At 34.2% G+C, this 12,679-nt stretch carries 11 protein-coding genes; 8 read left to right on the forward strand and 3 right to left on the reverse strand.

Going from position 1 to position 12,679, the window contains the following annotated elements; all coding sequences use genetic code 11:
* Nucleotides 1-156: 156 nt before the first annotated feature.
* Together BZARG_RS03280 and BZARG_RS03285 are read left to right on the forward strand one after the other, a co-directional pair.
* Nucleotides 157-2,358 carry a RecQ family ATP-dependent DNA helicase gene (locus BZARG_RS03280; RefSeq protein WP_008635409.1) on the forward strand — a complete coding sequence of 734 codons (2,202 nt, stop codon included), beginning with the start codon at nucleotides 157-159 and terminating at the stop codon, nucleotides 2,356-2,358.
* Between the two features lie 520 nt (nucleotides 2,359-2,878).
* A complete protein-coding gene (locus BZARG_RS03285) occupies nucleotides 2,879-3,811 on the forward strand; it encodes a peptidylprolyl isomerase (protein ID WP_008635665.1) in 933 nt (310 codons plus the stop codon).
* 476 nt (nucleotides 3,812-4,287) lie between these two features.
* On the opposite strand, the gene BZARG_RS03290 is transcribed toward BZARG_RS03285, so the two are convergent.
* On the reverse strand, nucleotides 4,288-4,848 hold the full coding sequence (locus BZARG_RS03290) for a thioredoxin family protein (RefSeq protein ID WP_008635497.1): 561 nt from the start codon (nucleotides 4,846-4,848) through the stop codon (nucleotides 4,288-4,290).
* A 193-nt stretch (nucleotides 4,849-5,041) separates the two neighbouring features.
* Between BZARG_RS03290 and BZARG_RS03295 the strand changes: the two genes are divergently transcribed.
* Together BZARG_RS03295 and BZARG_RS03300 are read left to right on the forward strand one after the other, a co-directional pair.
* A complete protein-coding gene (locus BZARG_RS03295; protein WP_316927846.1) occupies nucleotides 5,042-5,959 on the forward strand; it encodes a bile acid:sodium symporter family protein in 918 nt (305 codons plus the stop codon).
* A complete protein-coding gene (locus BZARG_RS03300; protein WP_237702572.1) occupies nucleotides 5,956-6,987 on the forward strand; it encodes a lysophospholipid acyltransferase family protein in 1,032 nt (343 codons plus the stop codon). Before BZARG_RS03295 ends, BZARG_RS03300 begins: the two co-directional genes overlap by 4 nt.
* Before the next feature lie 50 nt (nucleotides 6,988-7,037).
* On the opposite strand, the gene BZARG_RS03305 is transcribed toward BZARG_RS03300, so the two are convergent.
* Entirely contained in the window at nucleotides 7,038-7,424 is a 387-nt protein-coding gene (locus BZARG_RS03305) for a PUR family DNA/RNA-binding protein (protein ID WP_008635696.1), read from the reverse strand.
* A gap of 162 nt (nucleotides 7,425-7,586) precedes the next feature.
* Nucleotides 7,587-9,344 (reverse strand): ABC transporter ATP-binding protein, encoded by a 1,758-nt coding sequence (locus BZARG_RS03310; protein ID WP_008635506.1) that lies wholly within the window; start codon nucleotides 9,342-9,344, stop codon nucleotides 7,587-7,589.
* Between the two features lie 139 nt (nucleotides 9,345-9,483).
* Here BZARG_RS03310 and BZARG_RS03315 point away from each other — a divergent pair, with 139 nt between their 5' ends.
* From BZARG_RS03315 to yajC, 4 genes are all read left to right on the forward strand, one after another.
* A complete protein-coding gene (locus BZARG_RS03315; protein WP_008635475.1) occupies nucleotides 9,484-10,587 on the forward strand; it encodes a Glu/Leu/Phe/Val family dehydrogenase in 1,104 nt (367 codons plus the stop codon).
* A gap of 76 nt (nucleotides 10,588-10,663) precedes the next feature.
* Nucleotides 10,664-11,608 carry a transcription antitermination factor NusB gene (gene nusB / locus BZARG_RS03320; RefSeq protein WP_040287971.1) on the forward strand — a complete coding sequence of 315 codons (945 nt, stop codon included), beginning with the start codon at nucleotides 10,664-10,666 and terminating at the stop codon, nucleotides 11,606-11,608.
* Nucleotides 11,609-11,656: 48 nt separating this feature from the next.
* Nucleotides 11,657-12,235, forward strand: a complete 579-nt coding sequence (locus tag BZARG_RS03325) for a DUF1573 domain-containing protein (protein ID WP_008635338.1) — start codon at nucleotides 11,657-11,659, stop codon at nucleotides 12,233-12,235.
* Between the two features lie 8 nt (nucleotides 12,236-12,243).
* A complete protein-coding gene (gene yajC / locus BZARG_RS03330) occupies nucleotides 12,244-12,534 on the forward strand; it encodes a preprotein translocase subunit YajC (RefSeq protein ID WP_008635490.1) in 291 nt (96 codons plus the stop codon).
* Nucleotides 12,535-12,679 lie beyond the last annotated feature (145 nt).

A 12,679-nucleotide genomic window follows, 5' to 3' on the forward strand; every position in this document is an offset into this window, starting at 1 on the left:
TTATTCAAACTAAATAATTAATTTGTTGGTTTTTGGATGATGCAAAGCTAACAAAAATAATTATCAGAGTTCTGAAAATGCACGTGTAATTAATTAATAGCAAATTTATATGCGATGCGTTTTAAATGAGGGGAAATAATTTATTAAAAACGATACATGTCTGTAAATGAAAAAGACTTGCACAGTGCACTAAAAACCTATTTTGGATTTAGTGCCTTTAAAGGCTTGCAAGAACCTGTAGTGAAAAGTATTTTATCGGGGAAAGATACATTTGTAATCATGCCAACTGGTGGCGGTAAATCATTATGTTACCAATTACCAGCCTTGATGCAAGAAGGCACCGCTATTGTGGTTTCGCCGTTAATTGCACTCATGAAAAATCAAGTGGATGCCATTCGCGGCATTTCGGATCATGATGGTGTAGCTCACGTTTTAAATTCGTCGTTGAATAAAACTGAAATAAGACAGGTTAAGGAGGATATTACCTCTGGTATTACCAAGCTGCTATATGTAGCGCCAGAATCGCTTACCAAAGAGGAAAACGTGGAGTTTTTACGCTCTGTAAAAATCTCGTTTATGGCGGTAGATGAAGCACATTGTATAAGTGAATGGGGACATGATTTCCGACCAGAATACCGTAACCTTAAAAGTATTATAGAACGTATTGGGGATAATATTCCTATTATAGGTCTTACTGCAACGGCAACGCCAAAGGTGCAAGAGGATATTCTTAAAAATTTAAATATTAATGATGCCAAGACCTTTAAAGCATCTTTTAATAGACCAAACTTATATTATGAAGTGCGGCCGAAAACAAAACATGTAGATGCTGATATTATCCGTTTTGTTAAAAAATACGAAGGTAAATCTGGTATTGTATATTGTTTGAGTCGTAAGCGGGTTGAGGAGTTGGCGCAAACACTGCAAGTAAATGGTATTAAAGCGGTGCCATATCATGCAGGATTGGACGCCAAATCACGTGCTAGACATCAAGACATGTTTTTAATGGAGGATGTGGATGTTGTTGTAGCAACCATAGCCTTTGGGATGGGAATAGACAAGCCAGATGTGCGCTTTGTTATTCATCATGATATTCCTAAAAGTATTGAGAGCTATTATCAAGAAACTGGACGCGCTGGTCGTGATGGAGGTGAAGGCTATTGCCTGGCGTTTTATGCCTATAAAGATATTGAAAAGTTAGAAAAATTTATGTCAGGAAAACCTGTTGCAGAACAGGAAATAGGTCATGCTTTATTACAGGAAGTTGTTGCTTTTGCAGAAACATCTATATCCAGACGAAAGTTTATTTTGCATTATTTTGGTGAGGAATTTGATTCGGAAACCGGGGAAGGTGGTGATCTTGATGATAATATGCGTTACCCTAAAAAACAAAATGAAGCTAAAGATAATGTGGTTTTATTGCTGAAAACAGTTTCTAAAACTAATGAAAAATACAAGACTAAAGATTTAGTAAATGTACTGACAGGGAGTGAAAATGCCCTAATTAAATCACATAAGACTAATGAACAACCATTTTTTGGATTAGGGAGTGCAGAAGATAATAAATACTGGATGGCTTTAACACGGCAAGTTTTAGTGGCTGGTTATCTTAAAAAAGATATTGAAACGTATGGCGTTATAAAAATAAAACCTGCAGGGAAAGAGTTTATTGAAAATCCGAAATCTTTTATGATGACGGAAGATCATTTATTTAATGGCGAAGGTGACGATGCTATTATTGCGGCCACAAAAGGTGCAGGTGCTGTGGCGGACGTAATGCTTATGAAGATGCTTAAGGATTTACGTAAACGCAATGCGAAGCGTTTGGATGTTCCGCCTTTCGTGATTTTCCAAGACCCTTCATTAGAGGATATGGCTTTGAAATACCCTATGACTCTGGAAGAATTAACTTACGTACACGGTGTCGGTGATGGTAAAGCTAAAAAATACGGGAAGGATTTTGTGGATTTAATAGCTAAATATGTCGACGAAAATGAAATTGTTCGTCCGGATGATATGGTCGTCAAGTCTACGGGAATGAATTCGGCCCTAAAATTATATATCATACAAAACATTGATAGAAAACTCCCACTAGATGATATTGCATCGGCAAAAGGTATGACCATGACCGATTTTATTAAAGAAATGGAAGCTATTGTGTTTTCAGGAACGAAATTGAATATCAACTATTGGATTCAAGATATCCTGGATGACGATCAGCAGGAAGAAATTCATGATTATTTTATGGAATCGGATACTGATAAAATTGATGTGGCGATTGACGAATTTGATGGCGATTATGATGATGAAGAATTACGTTTGTATCGTATTAAGTTTATTAGTGAGGTAGCGAATTAAAAACACAGGATTCAAAGTTTATCTAAAAAATATAAATTAGTTGGTAGGTCTTAACCCTTCGCCTAGATCTTCTATCTTCTATCTTCGACATCGACGACTCCCTTCAGTTGAATGGAGGTGCTTAAATTATTAATGTTAATACATTTATTTGATTTTTGGTTTGCTCTTAAATTTAATTTAAATGAAAATTACCGGTAATTAATATCATTCCAGGTATTTATAAAACTTAACCATTTAGCTACTCGCTTCAGTTAAAAAGGGGAATTAATTTACAAAAGTGATAACGGAAGTAAAGATAGAGTAGTTTGTTTTCTATCAACTCCACAACTCCCAGCTTTGTGTCTTCGCGTGTTTGCGAGTCTCATTAAATTACCAACTTATTCATCTTCAATTTATATTCAAAGTAGTTTTGCTCCTTATTAAGTTTAAAGTGTTAGTTTCCACTTCGATTTCTTCTTCAACTTCAATTTCCATTTTAACTTCAATTTCATATCTTTGCAGCTCATTAATAAAATAAACGATGCAAGACGGACTATACGCAAAATTTCATACAAATAAAGGCGACATTTTAGTGGCTTTAGAATTTCAAAAAACACCTGGAACTGTTGGTAACTTTGTTGCTTTAGCAGAAGGTAAATTAGAGAATTCAGCAAAAAAACAAGGTACACCATATTATGATGGATTAAAGTTTCATAGAGTTATTCCAGATTTTATGGTGCAAGGTGGATGTCCACAAGGTAGCGGAACTGGGAGTCCAGGTTATAAATTTGCCGATGAGTTTCATCCTGATTTAAAACATGATGCGCCAGGGATTTTATCTATGGCAAATGCTGGTCCTGGAACAAATGGGAGTCAGTTTTTTATTACACATGTTGAAACACCTTGGTTAGACGGAAATCATACGGTTTTTGGAAAAGTTCAAGAAGGTCAAGATGTTGTGGATGCTATTGCGCAAAGTGATACATTAGATACATTAGAAATTATTCGTGTAGGTACAGAAGCAGAAAACTTTAATGCTGTTGAAGCATTTCGCACATTTGAAGGTTCTCGTGAGAAACTTTTAGCTGAAGAAAAAGCAGCAGGTGAGGCAGAATTGGATAAATTGGCAGCTGGTTTTGAAAAAACTGACAGTGGTTTACGCTACCAGATTCTTCAAAAAGGAACAGGTGCAAAAGCTCAAAAAGGACAAACGGTTTCTGTACATTATAAAGGTCAATTAGCGGATGGTACCGTTTTCGATTCTTCATACAAGCGTAAAGATCCATTAGAATTTCAAGTTGGTGTTGGGCAAGTTATTGCTGGATGGGACGAAGGAATTTGTCTGCTTCAAGTTGGTGATAAAGCGCGATTGGTTATACCAAGTCATTTAGGATATGGTTCTGCTGGTGCTGGAGGTGTTATTCCAGGTGATGCAACGTTAATATTCGACGTGGAATTGGTTGCGACCAAATAAACGAACTTATATATAAACTTAAAAAAGCTACCGGATTGGTAGCTTTTTTATTTATAAATGTTTCAGATAATTCTTTATTTTTAAATTATCGGTATAATTATATGTTGAGATGTGAACATGATTTTTATTATTTATTACATCCACACTTGCTATATTAGTAGAAGTCTGTAAAAACCTCCGTAATCAGCGGGAAATAAACATTAGTGCTGGAAAGAGTTGTCCCGCAGATTTCGAGGATTTACGCAGAACAAAATAAAACATTTGATATTTTTGATGTAATAAATATGTCATTATAATAATGATTATTTATAGCGTTATGATATTTTACGGACAATCAACTTTTTTCTATGAAATAAACGTGCTACTTTAATAAGGTAGTTTTATTTTACCGACTACCGACTACCGACTACCGACTACCGACTACCGACTACCGACTACCGACTACCGACTACCGACTACCGACCACCGACTGCCGACTATTCTTTAATCCATTTAATATTACAACCCATACTCGGTTTTTGTTCTTTGGTATTTTCTGTATTTTGAATAAGGCAATCCAAAGCATGACGAACATCGGTTCCTGTTACTGGAATGTCGTTACTTGGTCTCGAATCGTCCAACTGACCGCGATACACTAATAATAAATCGTTGTTAAACACATAAAAATCGGGTGTGCAAGCCGCTTGATAAGCTTTTGCTATTTCTTGTGTTTGATCATATAGGTAAGGGAAAATATAACCTTCGTTAATAGCATTCTGCTTCATTTTTTCCGGTGCATCTTGTGGGTAATTCGCAACATCATTACTTGAAATAGCTATTAAATTAACGCCTTTACTTTTATAAGTTTTAGCTATTTTAACAATTTCAGCATTTATATGTTTCACATAAGGACAATGATTGCAAATAAACATAACAACTGTAGCTTGTAGTCCTTTAGCGTTCTGCAAGGTTGTTTTTTCATCTGAAATTGTATCTTTTAAGCTGAAATTTGCTGCTTTTGTCCCTAATGGAAGCATGTTTGAAGGTGTTTCTGCCATGGTAATAGATCCTGTTTTTGTTTGCTAAATTTAGGCATAATTTAGAATACCCCCAATTTACTAATAACATATTTATTTAATCTATAATTATAATTTACTTGGTTTAAGGTGTAATTTAATGGCTTTTGATTTGCTATTTTAAAATTATACTGTCATATTACACGCCTTTTACCAACCAACTAAAATAGCTTTTTTGATACAAGAACTTGATAGCGTTCGGATTCATTTTGATACAAGTAATCTATGGATTTTAAACATAGCCTTGGCTATAGTTATGTTTGGCGTGGCTTTGGGCGTTTCTATTAGCGACTTTAAAAGTCTCTTTAAAGCACCTAAAGTTTTATTTGTTGGCTTATTATCGCAGTTTATCCTTTTGCCCTTAATAACTTATGGCTTTATTTTAATTGTTAATCCGCAGCCTAGTATTGCCTTGGGAATGATAATGGTTGCTGCTTGTCCTGGTGGGAATATTTCCAATTTTATTACCCATGTAGCGGGAGGAAACACAGCACTATCTGTAAGTTTAACGGCCTTTTCTACTTTCATTGCAATTATTATGACTCCCTTTAATTTTGAGTTTTATGGTAACCTCTATCAGCCAACAGCGGTTTTACTGCAAGATATATCTTTGAATCCATTTGATATGTTTAAAATTGTACTGCTTATTTTAGGTATTCCTTTAGTGTGTGGGATGTTAGTTCGGTATAAATATCCTAATTTTGCTGGCCGTTTATCAAATTGGTTAAAACCTTTTTCCATTATAGTTTTTATAGGTATTGTAATTATTGCGCTTACCAATAATCTCGACATATTTTACGAATATATTCATCACGTATTTCTATTAGGAATTGGTCATAATTTACTCGCTTTTGGATTAGGATTCTTGGTGGCGCGTATTTTTAAATTATCTTTTGAGAATAAGAAAACATTAATTATAGAAACGGGTATTCAAAACTCAGGTATTGGCCTGTTACTTATTTTTACTTTTTTTAACGGGTTAGGAGGTATGGCAATTATGGCTGCTTTTTGGGGCATCTGGCATATTGTATCTGGATTATTGTTAGCACATTATTGGTCATTAAAACATATATTAAAAACCCAAAGAGTTTGAAGAAAATCTGGATTTATAGTGTTCGTTCGTATATACAATTAGCGTTGTTTTTTTATTACAGACGTATTAATCTTAAACAGCGAAAGAACGTACCAAAAAATGAACCAGTAATTTTGGTTTCTAATCATAATAGTGCACTTATGGATGCTTTGCTGGTAGCATCGCAGTCAGGAAGGTATATGTACTTTTTAACACGTGCTAGTGTTTTTAAGAAACCTTTTGTAAATGCGCTTTTAAGAAGTTTTAATATGCTGCCCGTTTATCGTGTTCGGGATGGCTGGAGTAGTATTTCTAATAACAAAGCTATTTTTGAAACATGTAGTCTTGGTTTGTTTAATAATGGCGCTGTTGCCCTTTTTCCCGAAGGCAATCATCATTTGAATCGAACCGTTAGAAATTTAAGTAAAGGTTTTACGCGTATTGTTTTTGAAACATTAGATTCATATCCGACAACCGATTTAAAAATAATTCCTATTGGTTTGAATTATGAAAAAGCCGATGCTTTTGCTGATAGTGTATCTATTTATTTTGGTAAACCTATTTATGGCCAAAACTATATGGAAAACGATCGGAATGCTGGAACAAATAGATTAAAAGCTGATGTCCGAAAGGCAATCACTCAATTAACAACCCATATTCCAGCGGATAATTATGAGGAAACTATTCAGAAATTAGAATTATTAGGCGCAGATTTTTTAGATCCACAAGCAGTTAATAACTGTGTCAAATCGGATTTTGAAAACTGTTCGTTTACTAAAGCACGAAAGCTTAAAAGTATAAAAGCAGCCTTTAAATTTTTAATGATTACTTTCCTAATAGCTCCTTATGCCATTTGGAAAGGTCTTGCGGAACCGAAAATTAAGGATGCGGAATTTATTGCTACTTTTCGTTTTGCTATAGTAATGACTCTAGTCCCTATATGGCTCTTAATTATAACGGTTATTTTATTGTTTACTTTAGGATTGCAATGGGCGCTGATTTACCTTGTTTCTGCATTGTGTGTGTCACTGTTAGCCGTTAAACTATAACTAAAAAAAAACCACTATAAAAGTGGCTTTTGTATTTGTAACGAGCTATTTTAGATATCGTCAAAACTAATATCTGTGAAACTTTCAGCAGATTTTGGTGCTTCATCAACCGACGCAGTTGCTTCTTCTGAATATTCTTTTTTGAAATCTTTTTGGTGACGTTCACTAATTACTTCATCGCCTTTTTCGTTAATGATATAGTTAGTCATTTCTTCCAAAATGGTATTGAACTCCGAAAAATCTTCTTTGTATAAATAAATTTTATGCTTTTTGTAGTGGAAAGAACCATCATCATTCGTGAATTTTTTGCTCTCCGTAATTGTTAAGTAGTAGTCACCCGCTTTTGTAGATCTTACATCAAAAAAATAGGTGCGTCTGCCAGCTCTTAATACTTTCGAGAAAATCTCTTCTTTCTCCATCATTCCATTATTATCCATAGCCATATATATATATTATAGAAACATAAATTATAAGTTCTTCAAAAATCTAAAAAAAACAGATACCACGCAACAAATTATGAATTTTCTTTTGACTTCCGTAGTTTCTTTCGCTTAACTAGTTTAAAAACAGTTAGTTGTCGTGTTTGAGGCATCATTTTTTTATGAGTTTTCCGATTCACTTAACTGTTTTAGATACAGGTTTTTATAATAACCCTCTGTATTTAAGAGTGTTTCATGAGTTCCTGCTTGTTTAATGCGACCGTCGTCCAGAATAATTATTTTATCTGCATTTTTGGCTGCGGAAATACGGTGACTCACAATAATAGTTGTTTTGCCAACCGTTAATTTTTTAAGATTGTTTAAAATTTTCTCTTCAGTTTCGGTATCTACAGCCGATAAACAGTCATCAAACAATAATATTTGCGGTTCCTTAATTATAGCTCGCGCAATAGAAACTCGTTGCTTTTGTCCACCAGATAATGTTATGCCGCGTTCGCCTAAAACTGTTTCATAACCTTTAGTGAAGCCCATAATGTTTTTATGAACTTGGGCATTTTTGGCGGCTTGTATTACCTGTTCATTCGTGGCATCTTCTTTACCAAATTTTATGTTGTTATTTATGCTATCAGAAAACAAAAAGGCTTCTTGAGGCACATAGCCTATAACATCCCGCAAATCCACAAGGTTTACTTGGTCTATAGGTATGCCATCTATTAGTAATGCGCCAGCTTCAATATCATATAAACGACCAATTAAATCTAAAATAGTCGATTTTCCAGAGCCTGTTTTTCCAATGACAGCTAGTGTTTCACCGCCTTTCACTGAAAATGAAACATCTTTTAAGGCTTGAATATTAGTGTCGTCATAGGTGAAGGATACATTTTTGAAAACAATATCACCTTTAATATGTGAGTGATGTGATACGTTATTTTTAATTTCAGGAGAAATTTTTAAAAACTCGTTAATTCGTTGTTGTGATGCTTCTGCTTGCTGAACGATAGAAGTAACCCAACCTACAGTTGCCACCGGCCATGTAAGCATATTGACATAAATAATGAATTTGGTAATAACACCCAGGCTAATTTCACCAGCCATGTATTGCAGTCCACCAACATAAATAACAATTAAATTACTTAAGCCTATTAGTAAAATCATCATGGGATAAAAAAACGCGTTAATACGTACTAAATCTAATTGCTTTTCGCGGCTTTCGCTTGCTAGTTTATCAAAACTTAAAGCCGATTGGCGCTCCATTCCGTAAGATTTAATAATGGCAATACCACTAAATGTTTCTTGTGTAAAAGAAGATAATTTAGATAAGTATTGCTGCACTATTGTACTCCGTTTATGGATGATTTTACTGAGTTTGTAAATAATAACCGATAAAATTGGCAGCGGGATAATAGTATATAATGTTAGTTCTGGAGCTTGTCTGTACATAAAAAAGATAGCAATAATAAATAATGTTACGGTATTAATACTATACATTATGGCTGGTCCAGCGTACATTCGTACGCTATTAACATCCTCACTAATCCGATTCATTAAATCGCCCGTTCGGTTTTTCTTATAAAAGTTTAAAGATAATCTTTGGTATTGCTGGTAGATTTCGTTTTTTAAATCGAACTCAATATAACGCGACACATTAATTATAGTTTGACGCATAAAAAAGGTTAGAACACCAGTAATAAGAGCGGCACCAATAATATAAATAATATTGATAAGAAGTTCTTGTTTAACAACTTCCACATCCGTAATAATACCTTTCCTAAAACTATCAATCACATCAATGGATGATCCGATAAGTTCAGGGGTGAAGAGTAAAAATATTTTTGAAACAATGGTGATTAAAATTCCAATAATAACTTTTCTTTTATACTTTAAGAAATATTTATTTATGTGCTTTAATTCTTTCATTAACAGGTTTTGGTTTGCATAAAATTTTAACGAATTCTTTTTTAAGTATTAATTATGTTGTTTAGGCACTAATATTCCCTTAATTTTGCCAGTTGATTTACATACAGTATAAACACAAATAACTTAAACTATAATTAATATGGTAACAGACGTTATTAAGGCGAATGAATTACATAAAGTTGATCCAGTTTTTGGACAACAATCATTCGATAATCACGAGCAAGTTGTTTTTTGCAACGACAAAGATACAGGATTAAAAGCAATAATTGGAATTCATAATAGCGTTTTAGGACCTGCTTTAGGCGGTACTAGAATGTGGGATTATGCCAACGAATGGGAAGCTTTAAATGATGTATTGCGACTTTCACGAGGTATGACTTATAAGTCAGCCATTACAGGGTTAAATCTTGGTGGTGGAAAAGCTGTCATTATTGGCGATGCTAAAACTCAAAAAACACCAGAGTTGATGCGTAAATTCGGTGAATTCGTGAATGGATTAGGCGGTAAATATATCACTGCTGAAGACGTTGGAATGACCACTGCTGATATGGATACAGTAAGAGAAGTAACCCCTTATGTAACGGGTATTTCTGAATCTAAAGGAGGTCTTGGAAATCCGTCGCCTATAACCGCTTATGGTGTGTTTATGGGAATGAAAGCAGCAGCTAAATATAAATTTGGAAGCGATGTTTTAGAAGGTAAAACTATTTTTGTACAAGGTATTGGAAACGTAGGTGAAGCGCTTGTTGGACATTTAGTTAAAGAAGGTGCTAACGTTACTATTTCAGATATTAGTCAAGAACGGTTAGAAGAAGTGCGTGCTAAATACGGCGTTACCATTTATTCTGGTAATGATATTTATTCAGAAGAAATGGATATTTACGCTCCATGTGCTTTAGGAGCAACTATTAATGACGATACTGTTAATAAAATAAAAGCAAAAATTATTGCAGGAGCGGCAAATAACCAGTTAGCTGTTGAGCAAGTACACGGAAAGATTTTATTTGATCGCGATATTGTTTGGGCCCCAGATTTTTTAATTAATGCTGGAGGCATTATTAACGTATATGGTGAATTAGAAGGTTATGACCGTAAGGAAATTACGCGTAAAACAGAGAATATTTACAATACTACTTTGGAAATATTAAAGAACGCTAAAACTAACAAGGTTACAACAAATACTGCTGCTATGAATATTGCGCAAGCAAGAATTGATGCAAGAAAAGAAGAGAATTCGAAATAATTCTATAAATAAATATTATTTTTGCAGGGCGAAAGGTTTACTTTCGCCCTTTTAAATTTAAAAGTTCTTTGTAAGTATGCTAAATAGAAGACATATTCGTATTAAGGTGATGCAAACCATTTACGCCTATAAAGGTGGTGAAGGAGGCGATTTTATAGACGATCAAAAATTTTTACTGCGCAGTATAGATAATATGTACAACCTATATTTGTTGCAGTTGTCCTTGTTAATTAAATTGCAGGAACGATCGGAAGATTATGTGTTTAAAACACAAAACAAATTATTGGCAACTACCGCTGATAAAGATCCAAACAAAAAATTTAGTAATAACGAAGTTTTGGTTGGATTAAAAAATAACATACGTTTACAAGACGCTTTCGACAATTATCGCGTGACCAATTGGGAACTTGATAGTGAATATGTAGATGTTATTTTTAAAAGCATGCTAACATCAGATTTGTATACAAATTATATGGAAACGCGAACATCGACTTTTGCTGAAGATAAAAATTTCATTGTCGATTTATTTAAAGATATTATTGCCCCTAATGATAAGCTGTATGATTATTTAGAAGATCAGAGTTTAACATGGACAGACGATTTACCTGTTGTAAACACAACACTTTTAAAATTATTACGCAAAGTAAAACCGAGTTCGGCTGAAGCCTTTTTTCTTCCAAAACTTTTTAAGGATGAAGATGATAGGAGCTATGCCCTGGAAATATTCAAAAAAACCATTTTAAAGCAGAATAGTTTAAACGAAACGATTGCGTTAAAAACCAAAAATTGGGATGTTGAACGTATTGCTAGAATTGATACAGTTTTGCTCCAGATGGCAATTTGTGAACTTAACAATTTTCCATCCATTCCAGTAAAGGTTACTATCAATGAATATCTAGAGATAGCCAAAGAGTACTCCACACCAAAAAGTAGTGTCTTTATTAATGGTATTTTAGATAAGTTGGTAAAGGAATATGAAGAAGCTGAAACATTAAATAAAGTCGGGCGGGGGTTGATGTAATAAGAAATAATTCTTACATTTACAGCCCGAACAAAAAATAATTTTATTATGAAAAAAGTAATTTTAGGATTAAGTGCTTTTTGCTTAATCGCGTTTACATCATGTAAAGAAGATGCCACGCAAAAAATTGATGAAAAAAACGTTGCTGATGCAGCGGATAGAGATGCGCAAGCTTCTAACTTTCCAGTGTTATCATTTGATAGAACCGAACATGATTTTGGTGAAATTGAAGCAAGATCTAAAGTTGAAACAGTATTTAAGTACACAAATACAGGTAATTCCCCATTAGTTATTACGGATATTACAAGTTCATGTGGTTGTACCATACCTAAAGATTGGAGTAAAACACCCTTAGCACCAGGCGAAGGTGCCGAATTCACCGTTATTTTTGATGGTACAGGTGCCAATAAAGTAACTAAAACGGTAACGGTAACTGCTAATACGGAAAATGGTAGAGAAACAGTAAAAGTTTCTGCATTTGTTAAGCCTGATCCAAACGCACCAGCAAGAGCTGCTGCACCAGCAGTAACAAATCAAGGACAGGTGCCAGCAGGAGCGGTACAACAAAATAGTGCACCAAGAAAATACAGTACACAACCAGGTCATGAAGGCCACAACCACGATTAATTAGCCATATGGAAAGTTTAACCTCTTTTTTACCTTTTATTTTAATGTTTGTTGTCGTGTATTTTTTCATGATAGCACCACAAATGAAACGTGCAAAACAAGAAAAGAAATTTGCAGCCGAATTAAAACGTGGCGACCGCGTAATTACCAAAAGTGGTATGCACGGTAAAGTAGTTGATTTTAATGATAAGGATGCTAGCTGTGTTATTGAAACGCTTGCTGGTAAAATTAAATTTGATCGCTCATCTATTTCTATGGAAATGAGTAAAAAACTCAATGAACCAGAAAAAGTGAAATAATAAATAGCATTTTTGCTAGAACTAAAGCCATTCCGGAAGGAGTGGCTTTTTTTATATTTTATCTTCAGTCTATATAGTCTAACCTAGAATTTTAGATCTCTTTTATACTAATACCGCACAGTCCCGACGTTTCGGGATTAAAACC

Source organism: Bizionia argentinensis JUB59, assembly GCF_000224335.1.
Lineage (GTDB): Bacteria > Bacteroidota > Bacteroidia > Flavobacteriales > Flavobacteriaceae > Algorimicrobium > Algorimicrobium argentinense.